This window comes from uncultured Chitinophaga sp., assembly GCF_937898475.1.
GTDB lineage: Bacteria > Bacteroidota > Bacteroidia > Chitinophagales > Chitinophagaceae > Chitinophaga.
Genome location: NZ_CALEJS010000032.1, coordinates 152,175 through 178,263, shown reverse-complemented (window position 1 = coordinate 178,263; position 26,089 = coordinate 152,175). Strand labels below are relative to the sequence as shown.

The following is a 26,089-nucleotide window of genomic DNA, read 5'->3' as shown; positions in this document are numbered from 1 at the left end:
TATTAGGCAGCAAAATTAAGAACTTTTGAGCTTCTTTACTTCAGCAACAAATTCTTTAGAAGGTTTGAAAGCAGGAATGTAGTGCTCCGGTATCTCCACAGCTACATTCTTCTTAATGTTACGGCCAATCTTGGCGGCTCTCTTTTTTGTGATGAAACTACCAAAACCCCGGATGTAAATGTGCTCGCCATTTGCCAGCGCTTCTTTGACCTCCTTAAACATGGCCTCGAGTGTTACTAACACATCTACTTTGGGGATGCCGGTTTTTTCAGCAATGTTGTTTATCAAGTCAGCTTTTCTCATAATTGAAGCGGAGGATTACTTATTTCTCAAAAATATTTAAAAAAATTATAATTACTGGTTTTAAGTAAGATAAATTTTATCTTTTTTCCTCATACCACCCTTGCCAATCTTTACAACATGCTTATATTGAATTGGTTTCGATGTTCTCAAATATCATGCAAAGTACCGGCCAGAAAAGGTTTCATACTCACTGCGTAACACCTTTTATGAATGGTGGAGCGTGAAATGGAAAATTTCACAAAACCATTGAGTAACGAATATACAAAAAATAATATTCATATCAGATTATTTTTTTGTCTCCGGCCTGTTATTTATAATTATATCTCCCCAGCCGTTTTCTCATCAGCCCCCGCCTCCTATATTTGCAGCGCATGAAAATGTTTTTTACAACGCAGCTGCTGGAATGGAACCATCAACACAATAGCCGTACCATGCCCTGGAAAGGGATCAAAGATCCCTACCGTATCTGGCTTTCGGAGATCATTCTCCAGCAAACCCGGGTAGAACAGGGCCAGCCTTATTACGAACGCTTTATTACTACCTACCCCACCATACAGGATCTTGCCGCCGCGCCGGATGAAGCTGTATTCCGCCTCTGGCAGGGACTGGGCTATTATGCCCGTTGTAAAAATATGCTGGCGGCCGCCCGGCAGGTGGTACAAAGCTATCAGGGCCGCTTCCCGGATACTTACGAAGCAATACAGTCGCTCAAAGGCGTTGGTCCCTACACCGCCGCAGCCATCGCGTCCTTTGCCTTTAACAGCCACCATGCTGTGCTGGACGGCAACGTTTTCCGGGTGCTTTCCCGCTATTTTGGAATTGACACGCCGGTAGACAGTACCGCCGGCAAAAAAGAATTTGCAGCGCTGGCGCAGGAGCTGCTGCCCGCCGGCCAGTCTGCCGTTTATAACCAGAGCATTATGGATTTCGGGGCCTCAATATGCAAACCGCAACAGCCGCTTTGCCCGCAATGCCCCCTGTCAAAAAAATGTGTGGCACTCCGGCAGCAGATTGTTGCCCTGCTTCCCGTAAAGTCCAAAAAACTCGTCATAAAAAAACGATACTTCTATTATATAGTATTGGATTACAAAGGCCAGGTGTTTATCCGCAAACGTACCGGCAATGATATATGGCAAAACCTGCACGAATTCATATTGCTGGAAACACCCTCCCCCATCACCGTACAGGAACTGCAGGCTTCCTCCGGCTTCAAAGCGCTGCTGCAGGATGTATTTTATACCGTACAGGGTATATCTCCCGCTTTTAAACAGCAGCTTACCCATCAAACTATACATAGCCAGTTCCTGTTGTTATCTGCAGCAAAAAAGCCTGCTATAACAAATTATATGGCTGTACCCATTAACCGGCTGAACAATTATGCCTTTCCGAAAACAATCACCGATTTCCTTGAAAATAAGTCCCTGGGATTGTTTTAGCGCGATAAAAATTTCTGCGCTGATTGTAAAAAAATATTAACTTTAAAGAGGTTGTTTATAAGAAGAACATTTCATCAATAGATTAAATCCTACAACTATGAGAGGTGTTAATAAAGTAATCCTGATTGGCAACTTAGGTAGGGATCCGGATGTACAATTTTTGGAAGGCAATATCGCAGTAGCTAAATTCTCATTGGCGACTACAGAAACATTCAAGGATAGGGCAGGCAAGCTCATTTCCCAAACAGAATGGCATACAGTAGTACTGTGGCGCGGACTGGCAGAACTGGCACAAAAATACCTGCACAAAGGCAGCCTGGTATATATAGAAGGCCGCCTGCGTACCCGTAGCTGGGAAGACAAAGAAGGCAATAAGAAATTTGCCACGGAAGTGGTGGGTGATAACCTGGTAATGCTTGATAAGCGTATGGACATGAACAATGCAGAACACGCTATCCACCATAGCAACACAGGTAGCTCCACCGGCGAAAATTTCCCCAACGAAATACCTCCTTCCATGAGCGAACCGGCAGACGACCTGCCTTTTTAAATCTGATACAGGCGCAGCTCCGTTATCCATGAAAAATTATTAGTATTTTTACTGATAGTCCCAAATTGGGACATTCCCTTATATTTGCATAAGGGAAAGCGATTCGACGATCATAAGCCAGAATTTCTTTCCCCTTATTTTTGATTAAAAGTTAACAACTTGGATATCCATTCGGCAAGCATTTTATCCGGTAAACCATTCCTTTTGCAAGCCACCAATGCGCCAATCGCCACACCAAACGTGGTTATATACCTGCTGGTAATATTTATATTATTATTATTGGCATTTATAGTATCAGGTGCAGAGGTAGCCTTCTTCACCCTTAACTATAAGGACCTGAACGTACTGAAAACACGCCAGAATACCAGCGGTAAACTCATTACCAAGCTGCTTGAAAAGCCTAAATCACTGCTTGCCTCCCTTCAGATCGCCAGCATCCTGCTGGGCGTGGCCTTTATCATGGTCACCAATTACCTCATCACCCAGATGGAAGACCTGCAAACCCTGCCAGTGGTTTCCCTCCTGGTAAGGATCGCCTTCATCAGCTTTATTCTGCTATTTTTCGGACAAGTACTGCCCAGGGTATGGGCCGCCCAGAACAACATACGCTTTGCCACCTATTTTGCCTGGTTTGTCAGTATCATTCATGCTACCCTGGAACCAATCAGCGATTTCTTCGTAAACCTCAGCAACAGTATAGAAGACCGCCTCTTTCACCGCCAGAGCGGACACGTGAACTACCAGGAAATTGATCAGGCCATCGAGATGAGCGTTGATCCAACCGCCTCCCAGGAAGAAAAAAACATCCTGAAAGGCATCCTGAAGTTCGGCAACATCACCGTTAAACAGATCATGCGCACCCGCCTCGACGTGTCCGGCCTGGAATACGACAGCGGCTTTGAACAGGTAGCCAAACAGGTGGCAGACCTCCACTACTCCCGCCTGCCCGTTTACAAAGGCAACCTCGATAATATCGTTGGCGTGATTCATACCAAAGACCTGCTGCCGCACCTGGGCAAAGGCAATACCTTTGACTGGCATGAAGTAATGCGCCAGCCATTTTTTGTTCACGGCCATAAACTGATTGAAGACCTCCTCACTGAATTCCAGACCCGCCGCATGCATTTTGCCGTAGTGGTAGATGAGTTTGGCGGCACCAGCGGTATCGTTACCCTGGAAGATATCATGGAAGAAGTAATTGGCGATATTAAAGATGAATTTGACGAGGAAGAGTTCAACTACAGCAAAGTAGACAACTTTACCTATGTTTTTGAAGGCAAAACCATGCTGAATGATGTTTGCCGCATCATGAACGTACCGCCAGACACTTTTGAACATGTAAAAGGCGAAAGTGATTCGATCGGCGGACTTATCCTGGAGCTGGCCGGAAAATTTCCGGAAGAGAACAGCGTTATTAATTACGGGAATTTTGACTTCACCGTACTGGAAGTTAGCAAGATGCGTATTCAAAAGGTACAGGTCATTATCCGCCAGGATGAAGGCATTGCAGCCGGCTAAACCTGTTATCTGATTATCTAAAACCGTAAAATGAGGTACTTTCTTTTACTCTGTATAATATTGGGCGCCACCGCCTGCGAAGAGGTATATACACCCAAACCCCGGGGCTATTTCAACATCAGTTTCCCGGCAAGAGAATACCGCGTTTTTGATAAGCCCGGGTACCCCTATACCTTCGAATATCCTGTATATGCCAATATTACCCGCGACAGTAGCTTCTTTGGCGAAACGCCCGAAAACCCATACTGGATCAATGTAGAATTTCCCTCTCTCAACGGCAAGATCTACATGAGCTACAAAGAGATCGGGAAACATAGCAACACCCTGGAAAAGCTTGTGAACGATGCTTTTAAAATGACTTACAAACACACCTACAAGGCAGATTATATTGATGAAAAAGATATCCATACCCCAAACGGCGTAAGCGGCCTGTTCTACGAAGTAGGTGGTAACGCAGCCAGCGCCAAGCAGTTTTTTGCTACAGACTCGGGCCATCACTTCATCCGCGGAGCGCTCTACTTCGACGCTACCCCCAATGCAGACTCCCTCGCACCGGTACACAAGTTCCTCCAGGAAGATATGCTCCACCTGGTAGAGACCTTACGTTGGAGATAAAAGCTGTTAGCTTATTTTGTACCTTTGCCCCTGGCTAAAAGCCGGCAGCTAAAAGCTTACCGCTAACAATGATTATAATAGACGACAAATACATTAGTGACGAAGTAATTGAGGAGCAATTCGTCTGCAACCTGAGTGCCTGCAAAGGAGCCTGCTGCGTAGCCGGCGACTGTGGCGCCCCGCTTGAAAAACAGGAAATAAAAACCCTGAAAAAGATCTTCCCTAAAATCAAATCTTACCTGCGCGAAGAAGGCATACAGGAAATTGCCGCCACCGGCACCCATACCATCGACGATGAATACGGCTATGTAACGCCTATCGTCAACAAAGGCATCTGTGCTTACGCCGTTATTGATGAACATGGCATAGTAGGCTGCGGTATTGAAAAAGCATACAATGACGGCGTGGTCAACTTCAAGAAACCGATCTCCTGCCACCTCTATCCCATCCGCATTAAGAAATATGAGAGCTTTGAAGCAGTTAACTACGACCGCTGGGATATATGTGCGCCGGCATGCCGCAACGGTAAAAAGCTGCAGGTGCCTGTATACCGCTTCTTAAAGGAGGCGCTGATCCGCAAGTACGGCGATGAGTTCTATTCCGTGCTGGATAAGATCGCAAAGAAAGCAAAGCCTTAAAAGCTGGCCGGGTTTTTGACACCAATCCGCAGTTTTAGCCCTATCCGTGAAAGTTGCCTATCTTTATTTTGGATCTTGGAATTTTAGTTAGATATGCACCAAACAGCATCCACTTTCCTGGAAAAGAGCGAGCAAAAAGCTACCGATCTGGGTCACCGCCGCACTATCAATTTCAACATTGGTAAATATAATACTGCAGTAAAGGCAGGTAAACAGCAGTTCACCGACCTGCTGACGGCTCGCGAACGCGCCAAGAACATCAAATGGAGAGCACTGGAGCACCTGGATAAATACCTGGAAGAATTTGAAATGCACTTTACCCAGCGCGGAGGTAAAGTGATATGGGCAGAGAACACCCAACAGGTACAGGAAGAGATCCTCGCCATCTGTAAAGCCAAACAGTGCAAAAGCATCGTTAAAAGCAAATCAATGGCTACGGAGGAAGTGCACCTGAACAGCTTCCTGGCGCAACAGGGTATAGAATGTGTGGAAACAGACCTGGGAGAATACATTCAGCAGCTGGACGGAGAACCTCCCTACCATATTGTTACGCCGGCCATGCATAAAAGCAAGGAAGATGTAGCGCAACTCTTTGCCGAAAAATTAGGCACCCCTCCCAACCTTACACCCGAGGAACTTACACTGGTTGCGCGGGAGAACCTTCGACAAAAATACCAGCAGGCAGAAATAGGCATCACCGGCGCCAACTTCATTATTGCGGATGCCGGTGCTGTAGCCGTAAGTGAAAACGAAGGTAACGCCCGTCTGAGTACCGCTTTTCCCAAGACGCATATCGTGCTGGTAGGTATCGAAAAAGTACTGCCCTCCATCAATGACCTGGCGCTTTTCTGGCCATTGCTGGCTACCTACGGTACCGGGCAGCAGGTAACCGTATACAATTCTATTTTCAGCGGCCCCCGCCAGGAAGGGGAGACTGATGGTCCGGAGGAAATGTACGTGATCCTTATGGATAACGGCCGCACCAATATACTGGAGGATACCGAGGCCCGTGAAGCCCTTTACTGCATCCGCTGCGGCTCCTGCCTGAATGCCTGCCCCGTATACAAGAACATTGGCGGCCACACCTACGGCACTACCTACAGCGGCCCCATTGGCGCTGTTATTACGCCTTACCTTACAGACATGGATTCGTATGGCCATCTGAGTTATGCCTCCTCTCTCTGCGGCAACTGTACAGAAGTATGCCCGGTGCGTATCAACCTGCATGAGCTGCTGCTGCATAACCGCCACAAAGCAGTGGAAGAGAACTATACTTCCGGGGGAGAAAAAATGGCCTGGTTTGCCTGGAAACAAGCATCGCTGAGCCGCAGAATGATGAATATGGCCGGCGGAAAAATGAAGAACTTCTTTATAAAACGCTTTTTTGGGAAGGCATGGGGAGATGACCGGGAGCTGCCGGTGTTTGCTCCAAAATCGTTCAACCAGTTATGGAAAGAAAGAAATAACAGCTAATACTTTTTTTATGACCCTTATCGCTATACTGTTACCCTGGCTGTCCTTCCTGTTAAGGGGAAGGATCCTTTCCGGCATTCTCTGCCTGGTGTTACAAATTACCCTTATCGGCTGGCTGCCGGCAGCTATCTGGGCCGTGGTCTCTCTCAACAACGCCCGGGAGGACCGGCGGAACAGGGCTTTGATCAAAGCCATCCGGGAGAAATAGAGAAATAAACTTACTTACTGGATCTTTGCTGCCACCCGCTCAAACATGATGCGGTGCCCCAGGCCGTTCAGGTGTACACCGTCGCCACTATCATACTGAGGCGCTATATTACCGTCTGCCGTGCCCAGTCCGTCCCAGAAATCAATAAAATTGTTCCGGTAGCTGCTCATTATAATATCCCGCATGCGCTGCAGTTTCTTACGTTTGTCTGCAGTGGTATTACGGGGTTGTGTGGTTGTAATATAGTAGCGGATGCCCTGCTGACGTAAAATATCCGTCACCATCTTCAGGTTAACGCGGAAATCTTCTACAGAGAACCCTTCCGTGATATCATTGGAGGGCAGGTTAATGATGATAAGATCCGGCTTCAGGGATAGTGCCTTGTCAATATTATGTTCCAGGTCAGGCTTCGGTTTGTAGAAGGGTAAGTCCCGGCCTTCCGGCAATATCTTGTAGCTGGTGAAACCACCTACGGCAAGATTGGTTACCCTTACCGATGTATCATCTGATTGCAGGTACTCGCGGAGCAGGTTTACCCAGGCGCTGTCAGGCGTTTTAGGCCCCGTGCCTGCAGCTGTTGAAGATCCCAGTACCACAATGTGATGTGCACGTTGATGCTGATTGGCTTTGCGGGCACGTTTGGCCCTGCCAGACAGTTTTCCCATAGCCGTTACCACTACTTCACTTAAGGCCTCTCTGGACGGCTCCAGGGCCACCGTCACATTGTCCTGCTGTTTGTCAAATCGCAACTGCTGACTGTTATAGCCAATATAAGCCAGTTTCAATAAAGGAGATTCCGTCGTATCCAGTGGTATAGCGAAAGCTCCTTTACTGTCTGTTATAGCCGCTTTATTACCGGCGATGACATTTACACCGGGCAAAGGTTCGCCGCTCACCTTGTCTACCACTCTCCCGTTAAAAAAACGCTCAGCGGGAGCAGATAAGGCCACTCCCCGAACGGTTCTCCTCACCTTAGTCCCGTAGGCAGTTATCAACCCTTGTGGATCTCCGGCAACTGCATTTCCTTCCACTGCCTTATTTGTCACAAGCAAACCGGCGCTGATGCTGTCCTCCGTTCTGCTTATGGCAGCTATTTTTTCCGTTACTGCAGCCAACGCAGCATCACGGGCTTTAGCTGCTTCCAGAGCTACTTCCGGTGTATGCTCCTTCTCAAGCTGGCGCGCTTTAACAGGTGGCCGCGCGGTCGCAGGCAAAGGGGGCTTTTTGTGAGTTCCTGATTTGGCCGGTGTGTCTGCAGCAGGTGGGACCTGCACCTGTTTAGTACTGTCAATTGCTTTATATGCCCGGGGAGCCGGTTGCTGCTCTTCCGATCTGGCGAAATTCTTTTGAAGCTCGGCAGATTGTTGCCGGTTGATCCATAAAAAACTCAGGGCCAGTATTACCAGGATGGCAGCAGCGGATGCCCAACGGTAGTACAGCAAACGCAGCCGGCCCTTATCAGACTTTGCCACCCGCTGCTCCAGCCTTTGCTGCAGCTCTGCCAGGTGTGCAGACTGATCAGGTTCATGCCCGGCGTAACCTTCCAGGGCTTCTGCCAGAAAAGGATCGTCCAGGGCCTGCCGTTCCAGGGCATGCATAGCTTTATCATCCAGCTCGCCGGCCAGGTACTGGCGTATAAGCGCTTCGCTTACCCTTGGTTTATTATTTGAATGCTTGTCAGGCATGTTTCTGCTCCATACATATTTTCAGGTTACGCTTGCCGTTCTGTATATAGCTCTTCACTTTCTTCATTTCGTATCCTGTAAGTTCTGCCACCTCGCGGTAACTTTTCTCCTGCAGGTAGAACAGCTGCACGCTTTTCTGCTGTTCAGCCGGCAGGGTTTCCAGGCATTGCTCCATGGCCTGCAGGCGCCCTTCCAGGCTAAACCCGTTTTCATGATGTAATAATTCCTCGCTTTCCATAACAGGCCGGTCTTCCAGGGATACCACCCTTCCTTCCCGCGGTTTCATGGCCCGCAGCTTCATGAGGCAATGATTGCGCGTGAGCACATGCAGCCAGCTTTTGAAGTTTTGCACCTCGTGCTGCTGCAGCTTGGGGATCAGCTCTTCAAATATCTGCATCACAGCGTCTTTACTGGCAGTTTCATCAAAATAGCGCAGGCACACCCCATATACCAGATTCATATAGCGTTGATAGAGCGCAGCCAGGAACTCCAACTTGCCGGTGGTTTTGTACTCCCGGATAAGGCCGGCGTCTGTTGCGTCCTGCATGGTATTGTGGTGTAGGAATGCCATATCTTCTACAGCAATACTAATAAAAATTTTTCTAGCCTGTTAAGTGATATTATTTTAACGAAATGCGGGGGGATATAGAAAAGCAAGGATAGTGCAGGGATCAGGCAGTTAATATAGTATAATGTGAAGCTACCGTGCACCGGTTTGCGGCACACGGTAGCGTGCAAGTTAGTGTTTAAAGTGGCGCATACCCGTCATCACCATCACCATGTCATGCTGCTTGCAGAACTCGATGGAGTCGTTGTCTCTTACAGACCCACCGGGCTGGATCACGGAAGTGATGCCTTCGGTATGGGCAATGCGTACGCAGTCGTCAAAGGGAAAGAAGGCGTCTGAAGCCATGGCAGCGCCTTTCAGGTCAAAATTGAACTGGTGGGCCTTTTCAATGGCATGGCGCAGGGCATCCACACGGGAGGTCTGGCCGCATCCCTTACCGATCAGCTGCTTGTTCTTTACCAGGGCAATGGCGTTTGATTTCAGGTGCTTGCACACCAGGTTGGCAAACTGCAGGTCTTCTTTTTCCGCCTGGGAGGCAGGACGGGCGCCGGCATCGTTCCAGTCTTTGTAGCTACCTGCATCATTGTCCTGCACCAGTACGCCGTTCAGTACATTCTTAAACATATAGGGCTGTCCGGCAGGCTGACGCTGTTCTAACAATATGCGGTTCTTCTTGGTAGTGAGAACGGCCAGTGCATCTGCATCAAAGCCTGGGGCAATGAGTATTTCAAAAAATATCTCGCTGATAGACTCCGCAGTGGCTTTGTCTACCACTACGTTGCATGCCAGCACGCCGCCAAAAGCGCTTTCCTTATCGCCTGCCAGGGCAGCTTCCCAGGCCTCTTTCAGCGTGGGACGGCTGGCAATGCCACACACATTGGTGTGTTTGATAACGGCAAAAGTGGTTTCCTTAAACTCCTGTACCAGCTGGCAGGCGGCGTCTACATCCACCAGGTTGTTATAGGAAAGCTCCTTGCCGTGGAGCTTGTTGAACAGCTCCTGCAGGTTGCCGTAAAATACCCCACGCTGATGCGGGTTCTCACCGTAACGCATTACCTGGCCTTCCGCTACGGAAGACTGGAAGTACTGCGCAGGTTCATTATTCAGGAAATACCTGGAAATAGCCACATCATAATGGGCGCATACTTCAAATGCTTTTGCGGCAAATTTGCGGCGTTCTTCAACAGTGGTATTGCCTTTATTTTCCACCAGTACCTGCTCTAAGTCTGCATACTGATCTTTGCTGGCTACGATCACCACATCTTTGTAATTCTTACCGGCTGCACGGATCAGCGATACGCCGCCAATGTCTATTTTCTCGATGATGGTCTGTTCGTCGCTGGTGCTTTTTACGGTTTCCTCAAAGGGATAAAGATCTACTATCACCAGGTCAATTTCCGGTATTCCGTACTCCTGCAATTGCGCAAGGTCCTGCGGGTTACCACGACGTGCCAGTATACCGCCAAATACCTTTGGGTGTAAGGTTTTTACCCTTCCGCCCAATATGGACGGATAGGCCGTCAGGTCTTCAACCGCTACACATTGCACTCCCTGCTCCTCGATAAATTTCTGCGTACCGCCCGTAGAATAAATAGTTACACCTTGTTCACCCAGTTTCTTCACAATGTTCTCCAGGTTATCTTTATAGAAAACGGAGATCAATGCTGATTTAATTTGCTTTTGCATGAATGGAAAAACATTAGAAATTAATAAGATAGGCTCCCTGATCCGGAACCGAAAAGCAGCGCAAAGTTAGGGCGCTGCAATCATTTTTCCACTGCTGTATTTGCCATAATGGGTTGGAAGCGTCAAAAATGATCATCTTAAAAACAAACATATCCTTTAATTGCATGATACTCAACTTTGGACGATGAGACAATAGCAGATAGTCTGTCCGGAATTTTTTTAAAGGGATGGATGGCCGCCAGCTACTGTCTATGATCACCAGCCTTGTATTACCGGTGCAGATAAACCCGCTGCTTACACCTTCAGGGATTCCGGGCTGCTGTAGACCCGGCGTATAGTTGTCCTTTACCAGGTATTGCTGCCTGGATGGCTGCAGGTATCTTTCTACCAGCGCCTTGTTATGCAGTAAGCCGGTATCTCCTGCAAACTGTACCCGCCTTTCCCTGATAATATCCACGGCCGTGTAACCGGGAACGTTATACACGATGATCAGCCTTCTTTTCTGTGCCTGTATAAGGTCTATGGCATATACACCACTCCAGCAAAGAACAAATGCAAGGGCTGTTATCAGCCCCTGTTTCCACCGCCCCAGCCACAAGGCCAGCAGAGCTGCCATAATTATATAGGCAAACACGGTTGCATACAGCGGCATATAGATATGATCTGTTACCGCGTAGGGCAGGCTTTCAATAAAGGCGGCCAGTTTATTCATCCCATTGATCAGCTGTTGCAGCACCATACCCGCGTAATGAGCTGCTACAGGAAAAGGCGATAAGGCCAATAGTAAAATAAGACCATACAGGATAACCGTGGAAAGGGCCACTATTACCAGGTTAGCCGGCAGAAAAAGGTTCGGGAACTGGTGAAAATAGTACAGGCACACTGGCAGGGTAAGCGCCTGTGCCGCCACACTTACCGCTGCCCCCTGCCATAACTTATCCAGCCACCACCACCGGATAGGCCACAGCTCATACAAGGGGCGGTAACACAGTACGATGCCCAGCACCGCCAGGTAGGATAACTGGAATCCAACATCCAGCAGCAACCAGGGATCATAACACAACAACAGGAAAGCAGACGCCGCCAGGGTGTTATAAATATTGGCATAACGGCGCAACAGCAGCTCTCCCGCAGCAATAACGGTGAACATCACCGCTGCCCGTAAAATAGACGCAGCTCCCCCCGCCAGGAGGGTAAAGCCCCATAACAGTACGCAGATAAGCAGCATTTTGATCACACCGGAATACCGGTGTGCTGGCCACCACTGCAGTAACCATAACAGGCAGCTGTAGATCAGCGCCAGGTGCATGCCTGATATGGCAATAATATGCACCACACCTGCATTGGTATATGACTGCACCAGGGTGCTCTCGAGGTCATAACGGTAGCCTATCAGCAAAGCTGCCGCCAGTGCGGATTCCGGCCCTCTGCCCAGGTACTGTTGCAGCGTGCGGATACACCAGTTCCTTGCGGGCAACAGGTAACGGGCCTCCATCCCCTCTGCCTGCAGCGATGATCTTTTCCAGTAGCCTGTCCTGATATATGCCTGGTGAAAGATCTGCCTGGCGGCGCAATACCGGCGGTAATCAAAAGCGCCGGGATTACCGCTGCTACTTACAGGCTGCAGTTCTCCGCAGATCAGTACCAGGTCTCCGCAGGTTAAGCTGGCCGCGGCCGTATCCCGTTGGAAGTACAAGAGTAGTTTACCATTTGCCCTTAGCGCTTTTCCATTACGGATAAATGCGTCCACCACTGCCACGGCCTTATAACTGCGCGCTTTTTCCTGCAAGGGTTCCTGTAGCCTCACCAATAAGGAGTTCTTACTATAAAAATGCTTTCCGAAATGATCAGCGTGGCGCCTTGCATCCTTCAGCCATACCAGCAAAGCGCCGCTGCAGCAGATGAGCAGATACACCCACATGCTGCGCAGGTTTCTCAGTACATATTGTTGGCCTGTAGCCAAAAATCTGATCAACATCATGCCCGCAATTGATGTCAAAACCAGGCAGACCATCCACCGCCAATCGCAGGAAAGCCATAGCTGCAGCCCGATACCGGTAGTGAATGCAATGGATAAACGTAAAAAGGGTGCGGTACGCAATGGACGATAATTTGGATTAACAATGTTTTTTAAGCGAGCGAATGTAATCAATCAACACCCCAAAATATGTTTATCATGTGTTAACAGGTGCATGAAAAATCTACCCCGGATCGCCCCGGAAAAGATCAAAAAACGATGGGTTACGTTAAAATCCCGTTAACATATTAAGATAATACTTATTTTATTTATATTGATTATCAATATTGTTTGATTTAAATAAAATTCAATCTGTTATTGATTAGTTAACATCTTTTTAAATTATAATATTTATAGTAAACTGCATTACCGGTCACGCTATTTTATTCGTAAATAGTCGTGTCTTTAATGGTTATTTTGAGGGAAAAGAAAGAGCCTGATTTTTATCAGGCTCTGATTTTTTTTACACTATCTTACAAACCTCAATTTTAACAAGCCTATGTATTTACGTTACTGTGCCCTGCTCTTGACAGGGCTGGTTGTTTCCCTAACTTCCAATGCACAACAGGAAACTTTATTATTAAGATCGCCATCTGTAAGTCAGGATAAGATTGCTTTTGCCTATGCCGGTGATATCTGGGTAGCAGGTAGAGATGGCTCAAATCCGCGCCGCATCACGGTTAATCCCGATGTAGAAGCTGAGCCCATGCTGTCTCCCGACGGTAAGTGGATTGCATTCAGCGGCAATTATGATGGTAACAATGATGTGTATGTTGTATCTGCAAACGGTGGTATTCCCCGCCGCATCACCTTCCATCCTTACGGAGATATTGTAAGGGGATGGCATGGTAATGATAAGATAGTGTTCTCATCTGCGCGTGAATCTTATTCTCCGCGTTATTACAAATTGTTTGAAGCAGATATCAACGGCGGACTGCCACAGGCACTGAAAATGCCGGAAGCGCACCAGGGAAATATCTCTCCGGATGGCAAATACACTGCTTATATCAAAAGTCCTGATCCTACTGAAAAATCAGGCGTTTACAGGCCTTTCAAACACTATCGCGGCGGCAACATGCCAAAGATCTGGATCTTCAATAACCAGACGCTGGAAATCACTGAAGTACCGGCAGCAGGTGCTAACAACACACGCCCCGTATGGATGGGTAATGACGTATACTTCCTGAGCGACCGTAACGGCACTACCAATGTTTTCCGCTATCAGCTCACTGATAAACAGGTTACACAGATCACCAACCATAAAGACTTTGATGTAAAAACACTGGCTGCCAGCGGCAACAGCCTTGTATATGAGCAGGCAGGTAAAATACATCTCTGGGAGAACGGCCGGTCAAAAGCCCTTGAAATAGCCCTGCAGGCTGATCTGCCGTATAAACGGCCCCACTGGACAGGCGGCAGCGTACGTAATATGAAGATATCACCCACCGGTGTGCGCGCTGTTGTAGAAGCCAGGGGCGAGATACTCACCGTTCCTGCAGAAAAAGGCGATATCCGTAATCTTACCAATACAACAGGCGCACATGAACGTGATCCGTCATGGTCGCCAGATGGTAAATGGATTGCCTACTTCTCTGATGAAAGCGGCGAGTATACCTTAAAGCTTCGTGATCAGAAAGGTGAAAAGCCGGCTATTACTATTTCCCTGGGAGAGCCCAGCTTTTACTATGATCCTGTCTGGTCGCCCGATAGTAAAAAGATCATCTATCATGATAAACATCTTCGTTTGTACTATATAGATATTGATGCTAAAAAGCCTGTTCTGATCGATGAAGATACCTACGACCGGCCCGACCAATCCTTTGCTGCCAGCTGGAGCCAGGATTCCCGCTGGATCACTTATCATAAAAGGCTGCCCAACATTCTGCGTGCTGTATTCATCTATGATGTAGCTACAGGTAAAAGCCACCAGATCACCGACGGGCGCAGCGAAGCCAGTCAGCCCACTTTCAGCCGCGACGGCAAATTTCTCTTCTTTACTGCCAGCACCAACTACGCGCTCAATACAGGCTGGCTGGACATGACCAACTACGAACGAGATGTACAAAGCAGCATCTACGCAGTAGTACTGGCCAATGAAGCGCCTTCATTACTGGCGCCGGAAAGTGATGAAGAAACCATTAAAAGCGGCGATACTCCTGCAAAACCAGCCGCTGCAGATACATCAAAAGCATCGAAAGATAAATCAAAGAACATCCGTATCGATCTGCAGGATATTGATCAGCGTATCGTTGCATTACCGCTCTCCGCCAAAGCATACACACGCCTCAACGCCAGTGTGGATGGCAAACTGTTTTACCTGGATGGCGGCAATCTTTATGCTTATGATATTGCCAAACGTAAAAGCGATGTGGTCATCAATACCGTTAGCAACTATGAGATCAGCGCAGACGGTAAAAAACTGTTGTACGCCAGCGGCAGCAACCTGGGTATTGTGAGTACCAGCGGTAAATCTACCAACAGCGATGGCAGGCTGAATACGTCTGGGATCCGCATCATGGTAGATCCGGCAGCAGAATGGAAACAGATGTTTAATGAACTGTGGCGCATGGAAAGAGATTTCTTCTATGTGGCCAACATGCACGGAGCCGACTGGAAAGCAATCAGGCATAAATACGAGCAATTCCTGCCCTATGTAAGTCACCGCGAAGACCTCAACTATCTTTTTAATGAGATGATGAGCGAGCTGGTGGTAGGGCACAACTATGTAGGACTGGGCGATGCGCCTTCGCCCATAAACGTGAACGTGGGCCTGCTGGGTGCAGACTATACTATTGAGAACGGGCATTACCGTTTCCGCAAAATATACTCCGGCCTTAATTGGAACCCGCAATTCCAGGCTCCTCTTACCCAGCCAGGCATACTGGTGAAGGAAGGCGATTACCTGCTCGCCGTAAACGGTAAACCGCTGGAAGAGAAAGATAATATTTACGATCTGCTGCAGAACACTGTGGGTAAACAGGTGCGCATCCTGGTAAACAGCCAGCCCTCTGCTACCGGCGCCAAAGAATTTACGGTGGTACCCGTCAATGCTGAAATCAACCTTCGCAACATGGCCTGGGTAGAAGGTAACCGCCGCCGGGTAGACCAGCTCAGTAACGGGCAGCTGGCCTATGTATATATGCCCAATACCGGTAGTGATGGCTATACCTTCTTTAACCGCTACTACTTCTCCCAGCTGGATAAAAAAGGCGTGGTGCTGGACGAACGCTTCAATGGTGGCGGCTCTGCAGCAGACTATGTAATAGACCTGATGAACCGCGAACTGCTCAACTACTGGGCTACCCGCGATGGCAGACCGCAAACCACTCCGGGCAACGCTATCTTTGGCCCCAAGATCATGGTCACCAATGGTTATGCAGGCTCCGGTGGAGACCTGATGCCTTTCCTCTTCCGTGAAAAGAAAATGGGACAGCTGGTAGGTACCACTACCATGGGTATACTGGTGGGTATTTATAATTATCCCGTATTGATGGATGGTGGCTATGCCACTGCGCCCCGCCTGGGTATCTTCAGCAAAGACGGAAAATGGATCATCGAGAATGAAGGCGTTGCGCCGGATGTAGAGATAGAAATGACACCGTCAGATGTGATTGCAGGTAAAGATCCGCAGCTGGACAAAGCGGTAGAGCTGCTGATGAAGGAAGTGAAGAAAACCGCCGATGTAACAATACCTAAACCACCTGTCAGGGCAAAATAAAAACGATTAAAGAATAAAACGTTTAAGGGCTTGAAACGTTCGCGGATAACCGCGGCATTTCAAGCCCTTAAACTTTTAAACTTTCTAGCCTTTATTTACTCAGGTACATGCTCTTTTCTTTATACAACTGCCTGAAATAAGGATCACGCAGGTCTTTAATGAAGCGGATGGCTTCACCGGTAGACTTCATCTCAGGGCCCAGTTCTTTATTAACGCCCGGGAACTTGTTAAAAGAGAATACCGGTTCCTTAATGGCGAAACCGTCCAGTTTCTTCTCTATTGTGAAATCGGTCAGTTTATTGGCGCCCAGCATTACTTTGGTGGCAATGTTGAGGTAAGGTACCTGGTATGCTTTGGCAATGAAAGGCGTAGTACGGGAAGCGCGGGGGTTGGCTTCTATCACATATACCTTTCCGTTCTTAACGGCGAACTGTATGTTGATCAGGCCACGGATGTCCAGCGCACGGGCAATCTTCTCTGCATAGTACTCCATGGTTGTTACTTCCAGGGGACTAAGATTGAAGGCCGGTAATACAGCGTTACTGTCGCCGCTGTGGATGCCCGCCGGTTCTATATGCTCCATCACGCCCATCACGTGGAAGTTCTCACCGTCAAAGATGGCGTCTATTTCAGCCTCCTGGCAACGATCCAGGAAGTGATCTATCAGGATCTTGTTACCGGGCAGGTGTTTCAGCAGGCTGATCACCGCTTTCTCCAGCTCTTCTTCATTAATCACGATACGCATACGTTGGCCGCCCAGTACGTAGCTGGGGCGTACCAGCACCGGGTAACCTACTTCCTTGGCCACTTCAATGGCTTCGTCTGTAGTATAGGCGGTACCGTAGTTAGGATAAGGAATGTTCAGTTCTTTCAGCAGATCAGAGAAACGACCGCGGTCTTCAGCAATATCCATATTATCGAAAGAGGTGCCGATGATACGGATGCCTTTCTCTTCCAGGCGCCTGGCCAGCTTCAATGCGGTTTGTCCGCCCAGCTGTACAATCACACCTTCCGGTTTCTCCAGCTCGATGATTTCCCACAGGTGCTCCCAGAATACCGGCTCAAAGTACAGTTTATTGGCCATGTCAAAGTCTGTTGACACGGTTTCAGGGTTACAGTTCACCATAATGGCGTCGTACCCGCATTCCTGTATGGCCTGCAGGCCATGGGTGCAGCAGTAGTCAAACTCAATACCCTGGCCTATACGGTTAGGACCGGAACCCAGTACGATCACTTTCTTTCTTTCAGAAGGAATGCTTTCGTTCTGTGAATCAAAAGCGGAGTAAAAGTAAGGCGTCTTTGCTTCAAACTCTGCTGCGCAGGTATCTACCATTTTATAGGTACGCGTAATGCCGAGGGCTTTACGCTTTTCGTATACTTCTTCTTCGGTGAAGTCGCCAAAGAGGTGGGCGAGCTGTTTGTCTGAGAAGCCCATCTGTTTGGCTTCACGCAGCAGCTGGGCAGGAACACTTTGCAGATCATGCTCCGCCAGTTGTTTCTCCAGGTTCACGATATCGTTGATCTGGTGCAGGAACCAGCGGTCTATCAGGGTCAGTTGCTGGATGGTTTTTACAGATACCCCTTCCATCAATGCATCCTTGATACGGAAGATGCGGTCCCAGGTGGGCGTTTTCAGCCTTTCCAGCAGCTGGTCGCTCTTCATGAGTGATTTGCCGTAGTAGCCCAGGCCAATGGCTTCGTTCTCCAGGCTCTGGCAGGCTTTCTGAATGGCTTCGGGGAATGTACGGCCAATGGCCATTACCTCTCCTACAGATTTCATCTGCAGACCCAATGTTTCATCGGCGCCTTTGAACTTGTCAAAGTTCCAGCGCGGTACTTTTACAATCACATAGTCCAGCGCCGGTTCAAAGCAGGCAGAAGTATTGCCTGTGATCTGGTTGTTCAGTTCATCCAGCGTATAGCCAATAGCCAGTTTGGCGGCTATTTTAGCGATGGGATAACCCGTGGCTTTGGAAGCCAGTGCAGAAGAGCGGCTTACACGGGGATTTATTTCAATAGCAATGAGCTCTTCGTTCTCAGGGTTCAGTGCAAACTGTACGTTACAACCGCCGGCAAAATTGCCAAGGTCGCGCATCATCTGCATGGCCTTGTTACGCATCTCCTGGTAAGCAGTATCGCTCAGGGTCATGGCGGGCGCTACGGTAATGGAGTCGCCGGTGTGCACACCCATTGGGTCCAGGTTCTCCACGGTACAGATGATCACTACGTTGTCGTTCTTGTCGCGCAGCAGTTCCAGTTCAAATTCTTTCCAGCCCAGCACAGCTTTTTCTACCAGTACCTCGTGTATGGGAGAGGCCTGCAGGCCGCGGTTCAGCGCTTCATCCAGCTCATCCTTGCTGTGCACAAAACCCCCACCGGTACCGCCTAATGTAAATGAAGGGCGTATTACCAGCGGAAAGCCTATCTCCTGCGCAAACTCTTTTCCTTCCAGGTAAGAGTTGGCAGTTTTAGCGGGCGCTACAGGAACGTTCAGTTCTATCATCCACTGGCGGAACAGTTCACGGTCTTCCGCTTTGTTGATCGCTTTAATGTCTACCCCGATCAGGCGTACATTATACTTTTCCCAGATACCCAGTTCATCGGCTTCTTTACAAAGGTTCAGCGCAGTTTGTCCGCCCATGGTTGGCAGTACAGCATCTATCTGGTTCTCTTCCAGTATCTGCTCTATACTTTCCACGGTAAGCGGCAACAGGTATACCCTGTCGGCCATCATAGGATCCGTCATGATAGTGGCCGGATTAGAGTTGATCAGTACCACCTTTATCCCCTCTTCCCGCAGAGAACGGGCTGCCTGGGAACCGGAATAGTCAAATTCGCAAGCCTGACCAATAATAATAGGACCAGAACCGATAATGAGAACAGATTTGATAGATGAGTCTTTTGGCATTTGTATATAATCTATTGAAAATGAAAAACCCTGTTGATTTTCATGCCAAGTGATGGACAAAAAAAATCGTGCAAAATTAAGCGTTTCAAAGTATTGTGGGGAAATTAAATTTTCTTCAGGCGCTGTAAAATGCGCTTCCCTTAAACAATCGATTTAAAACATAGTATTATATGTTGTAGTATTTAACACGTATTCACCACATAAAGCATTAGTATAAATAGACATGTAAACCCTTACCTTTGCGCCGTAAATTTTATTTTTAATAACCTGATATCTATGAAAAAAATCTTTCTGTTCCTGTTAACCGCCGGTATAACCCTTTATGCCTGCAAGAAAGACAAAGACAACCAAGAGACTCCCGGTGTACAGATTGACCCGGCTGATGCCAAGGCGCTGACTGCCGCCGTAAAAGTGTTTCACGGCACCAACATTACCGGAGCAATTCCGCTCACGCCAGTTACGGAAGCTCCCGTATTGGCAGCCTCTTCCAACAACCAGACCATCATGGCGATCAGCGGACGTTATGCCGTGATCATCCCCGAAGTAGCATCCGGCGAGGTTTCCGGTTACTATGTACAGATCACCGGGGCTGATTCTTATTTCAAGGTGGATTATTCCAAGCCCGTCTCCGGCCGTAAAAAGCCCCGCACAAGCTCCGGTCTGTCCAGAATAACCGGCAGTAATGCAGATTCGGCCATCGTTATTGTACTGCCCGCCAATATAAAACCCGGTACTTTCTGCCTGGAATATGCGGCTTATGATGCTGAGAACCGCCTAAGCAATTTTATCAAAGCCTGCGTAACCGTTATTGCCGCCGGAACAGATGAAAGCGGAACGGCCATCCTTGGCAGCTGGAGGCTAAGCCGCGAACAAAGGGACGGCGAATGGCGGGATCCCTACAAGGCAGACAGCTCATTTAACCAGTATGCTTGCTCCGCGGATACGCTTGCAGCCTGCTCCCCCAACTTTACCAATTGCATTAGCGTAGCCCAGTATATTAACCAGGTGGTGACAAGCGAAGTCACCTTTGCTGATAATGGCAGGTTTGAATCTTATTTTTCTGAAAAGTACATGTATCTTTCGCTGGCGCGCACACCCTGTAACAATCCGTCCTACATTACCAATGATGAGAACTGGACGGATGCAGGCGGCTGGTCTTACAATGCAACCACCAAAAAGCTGACAGTGGTATATGATTATGACGATGGTGAGCCTAATTATGACGTGCTGATCATTCCTGTAGTTGAACTGAGCAGCACAAAACTGGTGCTGGAGAATGAGCCGGACGAGCGGTCTGAATACGTAAGAAAATAAAGGCAACCGCTTTTAATAAAGAAAGTCCCGGTAAGAACTTACCGGGACTTTCTGTTTTTATTATTATATGGCTGAACAAACTCGTTTTTTATGCTTTTACCCTGCTGCCCATAACAGCAATACAGGTACCCATCAGTGCAATAATGGAGAAAGAAATGCTTAAGTTGGACGCCTGCGCCACAAACCCGATCAGCGGCGGCCCTACCAAAAAGCCCAGGTAACCGATGGTAGATACGGCAGCCAGCGCCATGCCTGCAGACATTGATTTTGATTTTCCCGCAGCGCTGTACACCAGTGGCACCACCGAAGATACGCCCGCTCCCACCAGCAGAAAGCCGAATATGGCAGTGGCAAAATATGGCAGCAGTACTGCTATCAGCAGGCCGGATGCCGTTAAGGCGCCACTGAGCTGTAAAACCCTCCTGGAACCCAGACGGGTAGTAAGCCAGTCGGCTATAAAGCGGAAAGAAGCCATTGTACTCATAAAGGCCGCATAACCTATACCCGCCATACCATCCGGCGCCTTGATCACTTTCTTGAAATACACCCCGCTCCAGTCAAACATGGTACCTTCACAGATCATAGAGCAGAAAGCAATTACACCCAGTATGATCAGTGGCCACAGGATACGCAGTTTCCTCTTTGCCCAGATATAACGCACGCGCGCAAGCAATGCAGGGTTCCTCCATCTTTTCACAAATTTTTTAGCACGTCTTATTGCCCGCTCCCATATAGACATCGTTGCTTTCTTCAGCGCCGCTTCTTTATGCGGAACAATATGTCTGCCGCTTAATACAACAATCAATACGCCCATTACAGTGATCAGCAGGAAATGCTGGTAAGGCAGTATTTCCTGCCCGGCCATCAGCGCCCCTATGGCAGCCCCTGTAAAACCGGCCAGGCTCCAAAGTCCATGAAAGGAAGCCATTACTGATCTGCCATACATTTCCTCTACCGCTACGGCCTGCGTATTTACCGCTATGTTGGCCAGGTTACCGGTAAAGCCAAACAGCATCAGCACTGCAAACAATTGCCAGGGTGTTGCTACCAGGCCCAGTACCGGTAGCACTACTGCATAGAAAATACCGGCTACCAGCACCACCTGTTTGCTGCCGAAACGGCTCACCAGGTATCCGGCCACGGGCATGGATATCATTGAACCGATGGGAAGCGCCAGCAACACACCGCCAAGGCCGCCTTCGCTAAGGTGCAGCGACTGCTGTATAGCGGGTATGCGCGATGCCCAGCTGGAAAAACATAGCCCAGTTAAAAAAAACAGGGAGCTTACCGCAATACGAGCCACTCTTTTTGAAGACATAGCATCAATTGATAAAGATTGCAACATGTTATATTTATATCACTTTAATACCCAACTTCTGGTAGGGCGCTATTAATTCCGGCTCCAGGCGGTCGGTAATAATAGTATCCAGTTCTGACAGCTCACATACCTTAAATGCTTCTGCAGTGCCCATCTTATCACTGGTGGCCAGCGCCATTACCCGGCTGCCTGCCTGCACCATGGCATATTTCAATTCCGATTCTGCCAGGTCTATATTGGTAACCCCCGCCTCCGGATGCAGGCTGCAGATGCCCAGGAAGCAGATATCTGCCCTTACCCTTTCAAACATCCGGATGGTATCCAGGCCCGAAGTGATCTGCGAATTCTTAAACACCCGTCCACCGGTAAGGATCACTTCTGCAGATGGGTGCTCCATCAGCTGCATGGCAATGGGCACACTGTTGGTGATCACCGTAATCCGCAGCTGGGGCGGGAACATTTTTACCAGCGTATAGGTAGATGTACCGCCGTCCATAATAACCGTCTGCCCGTCATGCAGGAATGACAAAGCCTTGCCTGCAATGGTGCGTTTATCATCTTCATGTAAGCCTATCCGGTCTTTAAAAGAATAAGGATGGGGAGAATGAGGAATAGCGCCACCTCTTACCTTGATCAGCAGGCCGTTTTGCGCCAGCACTTCCAGGTCGCGGCGTACCGTATCCTCAGAAACCTGCAGATCATTGCTTAATTCTGTCTGTAATACCTTCTGATCTGTCTGCAGTTTCTTTAATATATAATCCAGGCGCTCTTCTTTCAACATGTTCTTGCTATTTTCTGCAATATTATGTAATTATTTGCAATATTCTACTATGATTATCGAGACTAAATGCATAATTTTGCACAAAACAGCAAGATATGGCAAGAATTGCAATAGACATGGATGGTGTGATGGCAGACAGCACACAGCATTATATAGACTGGTATGCAGCACGTTACGGTGTTAAGGTAGAGAAAGCAAGCCTGCTGGGAAAACCAGAAACCACCGGTTTCCCCCTGGAAGGCGTAGTTCGTCAGTTTCTGTACACACCGGGCTTTTTCAGAACAAAACCGGTTATTCCCGGCGCCCAGGAAGTGATCAAGGCCCTGCACGACAGACATGAAGTATACATTGTTTCAGCGGCCATGGAATTTCCGCAGTCGCTTTCTGAAAAACTGGCCTGGCTGGAAGAGTATTTCCCCTTCATCAGCTGGCATAACATCGTTTTCTGCGGATATAAGAATATTGTGGATGCAGATTATATGATCGACGATCATATCAAGAACCTGAGCACCTTCAAAGGGCAACCCCTATTGTTTACCGCTCCGCATAACGTGAACGTAGAGGGTTTCAAAAGGGTGAACACCTGGGAAGAAGTAGGTGAGCTGTTATTATAACTAATCCTGCTCATCCTCCTCGAAAACAGGTGGAGAGTACATCACGCCCGCACGGTTGTTGAACCAGGTGTAGGGGTAATAATCCGGGTTGCTCACAAACCCTGCTTTAACAGGTGCGGTGAGCATCCTGGCTTCGAAAGCTTCATATTCTCCCCTTGATCCAACGGGCAGGTGCTCTATATTACGCCATAATACATCATAGCCGTTATTGTGGCGGTTCACAAAACATTCAAACCATTCCTTCCTTTCGTCCTGCTGGTCAGCTTTAAGGCTTTCGCAAAGTTCTATGGCCGTATCCTTTACAAAGTCCTGCATCCATAAGGTGAGCGGCATCTTAAATGGTTGTACCAGCAGCATTACCTGGTCTGGCAATAACAAATGGCTCCTGATAATGATTTGCTGCTCTTCATGCGCGGCGTTCAGATGACGGGCAATGATGGCAGAATAGCGCGGCCGTGTCAACAGGTTGGGCCTTCCCATGACCGCCATAGATATAAACCATGTTTCCGGAAACTGCGGGGTGATTGACATAATTAACAATTTTTGGATCAGGATGAGTGGCCAGATATCAAAAGCATTCCTGGGCTACACAAACCTAAACAAAAATTGTTACTTACAGCAATTAATGTATTGTATCAATCCTCTTAAGATCAATATCGTTGTTATGGTTCCTATAAAAATTCAGGTCATTACATTTTTGTATACAGAATATAAATGTTTAAGAGGTGGTTAACATTGGAAGCGAAGTACAGTGGTTGTGCTTAAACTTTTTTGGAACGGCTTTGCTTACGCAGTAGTACAATATCCTTCTTGAAAGCATCCAGTGTTTCTTTTAGTGCGTTGTGTTGTTTTAACAACTGGTTGTAATCTTCCAGCAGGCGGTAATACTTTTCCCGCAGTGCCAGCAGTTCATCAGAATCTGAAGTTCGTACATCCTCTACCGTGTCAGGATGCAGAAAAGCGGCTGCTGTGATCTCCAGCGCTTTTGTTACTGCCTCGAGTTCGCCGGGCTCAAACAATGGTTTTTCAAAAAGGTTGTACATGGTTCTTCTGCTCATGTCTAAACGTCTGGCCAGCTTGCTCTTGTTCAGACCCTTTTCCTCTATCAGTTCTGTAAAGCGTTGCCCGTGGTGCGCTACTGTTGTTGCTGCCTGGCCTTTACCTCCTTTTACCACTACCATATTGTTCCACTGGTAAAACTCTTCTGCACTGATCCCTACAAGCGCGCAGAAACGTTCCAGGGTGGATCTTTTCATATCGCTTTTCCTGAGGTGATAGTGTGCTATCTGGTTGGTGAAGCCTGCCATTCTTGCGAAGTCAACAATCTTTATTTTTCTCTGTTTGAGGATTTGCTTTAAGCGCTGGCCCATGTGGATTAACCCGTGCTGCATGGTAAACTAAATTTTTTACACTTATTGTTTATGTCAGTTTTTCATAGTACATCATTATTACAATATAAATAATTCCTATTTCAATCAGCGAATTAAAATTTCGCAACAATAAGAAAAATATCATTAACACAATTCAGTATTCTTTGCTAAATCAATCTCCTGTTATATATCAGGCAGTCAGGCTGCGATACAAATTATCCACAATACAATTCACATTTCCCTGAGAACAGCCAGGAGCGCAGATCAGCAGCGTATTGGCGGAATGATAAAATAATAAGTAAAAAACATTCCGATTCAGATCATTATCAATATATTTGCTGACATTAAAGCAGGCAATTATCGTTTAACATGATGTATTATTAATTAAACCACCCAGTAATTTATCTGACATCAAATAGCCAAAAACCTTGAGACCATGAAGAAGTTAATACCTCAAACGCCGGTGCCTGTTAATATGCTGCAGGATATCCACTCCAGCCTGGTTAATCTTCCTATCCGTTTCCGCGAAAAAGTATGCGAAGAATGTTCCTGGAGCGTACCTACCTTTTACCGCAAAATGCGTGGGTTTGATAAACCCGCCGAAGCCAACCGTAAAATGGTGCCTGCACTCAGCAACGCGGAAAAAGAAAAGATCGTTGCCGTAATGGATGAAGTGTTCCGCGAGTTCTGGGAACATGGGGATAAGTATCGCAAGAAGCCGCAGCGCTGAACACTGTACCCGGATATTGGTTAACACGAAAGGAATATGGTAGTGCTGCAAAAAAATTTTACCTTGCAGCGGTTTTAATAAGAACATATACCTATGAAAAAATTCTTCGGGTTTTCCATCATCGCCACATTCATTGCGTTATCCACCATGCAGGTGGGCTTTGTTTCCTGCACAAAGGAAAATGACACTATCACCGTTCGGGATACAATTAAAGTGATCGACACCGTTACAGTGAAAGATACCATTAAAACGGTAGATACTACTGTTACCACCGAGATCCTGACAGCTAACAGCTGGAAGATCCAGGAGATCAGAGGCGTTACCGGTAATGCAAACGTGTATTACAAAAGAGGCAATACCGCCAACACCAATACACAAAACTTTGATAATGAGTATATCACTTTCAGAGCAGACAAAACAGGAACTTATGTGGATAATAACGGCGGCCAGAGCAGCCTGACCTGGGACTTTACCAATGCGGCGCATACAACCCTGTCCGTTACCGTAAACTTCCCTTCAGGCACCATTGCAATGACTTGGGACCATCTCTGCTATAGAAACAAAAGCATTAAATACGAAGAGTTCTATACCAGTAAAGGCGTTAACAGCCACTCCTACGGTCTGAGAATAATAAAATAA

The 26,089-nt window shown here is 47.7% G+C and carries 23 protein-coding genes; 13 read left to right on the top strand and 10 right to left on the bottom strand.

Annotated features, from left to right (window positions below):
• Positions 1–15: 15 nt before the first annotated feature.
• A complete protein-coding gene (locus Q0577_RS20330; RefSeq protein ID WP_029464490.1) occupies positions 16–303 on the bottom strand; it encodes an HU family DNA-binding protein in 288 nt (95 codons plus the stop codon).
• Between the two features lie 371 nt (positions 304–674).
• Here Q0577_RS20330 and mutY point away from each other — a divergent pair, with 371 nt between their 5' ends.
• The 7 genes from mutY to Q0577_RS20295 all read left to right on the top strand — a co-directional run bounded on the left by mutY (position 675) and on the right by Q0577_RS20295 (position 6,741).
• On the top strand, positions 675–1,739 hold the full coding sequence (gene mutY / locus Q0577_RS20325; RefSeq protein WP_298739557.1) for an A/G-specific adenine glycosylase: 1,065 nt from the start codon (positions 675–677) through the stop codon (positions 1,737–1,739).
• Positions 1,740–1,836: 97 nt separating this feature from the next.
• Positions 1,837–2,289 carry a single-stranded DNA-binding protein gene (locus Q0577_RS20320; protein ID WP_298739555.1) on the top strand — a complete coding sequence of 151 codons (453 nt, stop codon included), beginning with the start codon at positions 1,837–1,839 and terminating at the stop codon, positions 2,287–2,289.
• 204 nt (positions 2,290–2,493) lie between these two features.
• Positions 2,494–3,807 (top strand): gliding motility-associated protein GldE, encoded by a 1,314-nt coding sequence (gldE, locus tag Q0577_RS20315; RefSeq protein WP_298739552.1) that lies wholly within the window; start codon positions 2,494–2,496, stop codon positions 3,805–3,807.
• A 30-nt stretch (positions 3,808–3,837) separates the two neighbouring features.
• Positions 3,838–4,422 carry a hypothetical protein gene (locus Q0577_RS20310; RefSeq protein WP_298739551.1) on the top strand — a complete coding sequence of 195 codons (585 nt, stop codon included), beginning with the start codon at positions 3,838–3,840 and terminating at the stop codon, positions 4,420–4,422.
• Between the two features lie 68 nt (positions 4,423–4,490).
• Positions 4,491–5,060 (top strand): DUF3109 family protein, encoded by a 570-nt coding sequence (locus Q0577_RS20305; RefSeq protein ID WP_298739549.1) that lies wholly within the window; start codon positions 4,491–4,493, stop codon positions 5,058–5,060.
• A gap of 93 nt (positions 5,061–5,153) precedes the next feature.
• On the top strand, positions 5,154–6,533 hold the full coding sequence (locus tag Q0577_RS20300) for a LutB/LldF family L-lactate oxidation iron-sulfur protein (protein ID WP_298739547.1): 1,380 nt from the start codon (positions 5,154–5,156) through the stop codon (positions 6,531–6,533).
• Between the two features lie 10 nt (positions 6,534–6,543).
• A complete protein-coding gene (locus Q0577_RS20295) occupies positions 6,544–6,741 on the top strand; it encodes a YqaE/Pmp3 family membrane protein (protein ID WP_298739545.1) in 198 nt (65 codons plus the stop codon).
• 14 nt (positions 6,742–6,755) lie between these two features.
• Here Q0577_RS20295 and Q0577_RS20290 read toward each other — a convergent pair whose 3' ends face one another.
• The 4 genes from Q0577_RS20290 to Q0577_RS20275 form a co-directional block, all read right to left on the bottom strand.
• A complete protein-coding gene (locus Q0577_RS20290) occupies positions 6,756–8,426 on the bottom strand; it encodes a GDSL-type esterase/lipase family protein (RefSeq protein WP_298739543.1) in 1,671 nt (556 codons plus the stop codon).
• On the bottom strand, positions 8,419–8,997 hold the full coding sequence (locus Q0577_RS20285) for a sigma-70 family RNA polymerase sigma factor (RefSeq protein ID WP_298739540.1): 579 nt from the start codon (positions 8,995–8,997) through the stop codon (positions 8,419–8,421). The genes Q0577_RS20290 and Q0577_RS20285 overlap by 8 nt, the downstream gene beginning before the upstream one ends.
• A gap of 168 nt (positions 8,998–9,165) precedes the next feature.
• Positions 9,166–10,680, bottom strand: a complete 1,515-nt coding sequence (purH, locus tag Q0577_RS20280; RefSeq protein ID WP_298739538.1) for a bifunctional phosphoribosylaminoimidazolecarboxamide formyltransferase/IMP cyclohydrolase — start codon at positions 10,678–10,680, stop codon at positions 9,166–9,168.
• Between the two features lie 13 nt (positions 10,681–10,693).
• Positions 10,694–12,658, bottom strand: coding sequence for a ComEC/Rec2 family competence protein (locus Q0577_RS20275; RefSeq protein ID WP_298739534.1), 1,965 nt, complete (start codon positions 12,656–12,658; stop codon positions 10,694–10,696).
• Position 12,659: 1 nt separating this feature from the next.
• Between Q0577_RS20275 and Q0577_RS20270 the strand changes: the two genes are divergently transcribed.
• Together Q0577_RS20270 and Q0577_RS20265 are read left to right on the top strand one after the other, a co-directional pair.
• Positions 12,660–12,791 carry a hypothetical protein gene (locus Q0577_RS20270; protein WP_298739532.1) on the top strand — a complete coding sequence of 44 codons (132 nt, stop codon included), beginning with the start codon at positions 12,660–12,662 and terminating at the stop codon, positions 12,789–12,791.
• Positions 12,792–13,196: 405 nt separating this feature from the next.
• The gene (locus Q0577_RS20265; RefSeq protein ID WP_298739530.1) at positions 13,197–16,415 is read left to right on the top strand and encodes a S41 family peptidase; all 3,219 of its coding nucleotides are present in this window, start codon (positions 13,197–13,199) and stop codon (positions 16,413–16,415) included.
• A gap of 91 nt (positions 16,416–16,506) precedes the next feature.
• Here Q0577_RS20265 and carB read toward each other — a convergent pair whose 3' ends face one another.
• Positions 16,507–19,323: a carbamoyl-phosphate synthase large subunit gene (gene carB, locus Q0577_RS20260; RefSeq protein ID WP_298739528.1), complete on the bottom strand. Its 2,817-nt coding sequence runs from the start codon at positions 19,321–19,323 to the stop codon at positions 16,507–16,509.
• Between the two features lie 276 nt (positions 19,324–19,599).
• Between carB and Q0577_RS20255 the strand changes: the two genes are divergently transcribed.
• A complete protein-coding gene (locus Q0577_RS20255) occupies positions 19,600–20,637 on the top strand; it encodes a hypothetical protein (RefSeq protein ID WP_298739526.1) in 1,038 nt (345 codons plus the stop codon).
• An 88-nt stretch (positions 20,638–20,725) separates the two neighbouring features.
• On the opposite strand, the gene Q0577_RS20250 is transcribed toward Q0577_RS20255, so the two are convergent.
• Positions 20,726–21,955, bottom strand: a complete 1,230-nt coding sequence (locus tag Q0577_RS20250) for an MFS transporter (protein WP_298739524.1) — start codon at positions 21,953–21,955, stop codon at positions 20,726–20,728.
• 34 nt (positions 21,956–21,989) lie between these two features.
• Entirely contained in the window at positions 21,990–22,736 is a 747-nt protein-coding gene (locus tag Q0577_RS20245) for a DeoR/GlpR family DNA-binding transcription regulator (protein ID WP_298739523.1), read from the bottom strand.
• A gap of 95 nt (positions 22,737–22,831) precedes the next feature.
• Here Q0577_RS20245 and Q0577_RS20240 point away from each other — a divergent pair, with 95 nt between their 5' ends.
• Complete coding sequence (locus tag Q0577_RS20240; protein ID WP_298739520.1) at positions 22,832–23,350, top strand: 5'(3')-deoxyribonucleotidase; 519 nt, start codon at positions 22,832–22,834, stop codon at positions 23,348–23,350.
• Here the strand turns inward: Q0577_RS20240 and Q0577_RS20235 are convergent, their stop codons facing one another.
• Positions 23,351–23,881, bottom strand: a complete 531-nt coding sequence (locus Q0577_RS20235) for a hypothetical protein (protein WP_298739517.1) — start codon at positions 23,879–23,881, stop codon at positions 23,351–23,353.
• Positions 23,882–24,111: 230 nt separating this feature from the next.
• Entirely contained in the window at positions 24,112–24,741 is a 630-nt protein-coding gene (locus Q0577_RS20230; protein WP_298739514.1) for a helix-turn-helix transcriptional regulator, read from the bottom strand.
• 415 nt (positions 24,742–25,156) lie between these two features.
• Here Q0577_RS20230 and Q0577_RS20225 point away from each other — a divergent pair, with 415 nt between their 5' ends.
• Together Q0577_RS20225 and Q0577_RS20220 are read left to right on the top strand one after the other, a co-directional pair.
• Entirely contained in the window at positions 25,157–25,450 is a 294-nt protein-coding gene (locus tag Q0577_RS20225) for a hypothetical protein (protein ID WP_298739512.1), read from the top strand.
• A 93-nt stretch (positions 25,451–25,543) separates the two neighbouring features.
• The gene (locus Q0577_RS20220) at positions 25,544–26,089 is read left to right on the top strand and encodes a hypothetical protein (RefSeq protein ID WP_298739510.1); all 546 of its coding nucleotides are present in this window, start codon (positions 25,544–25,546) and stop codon (positions 26,087–26,089) included.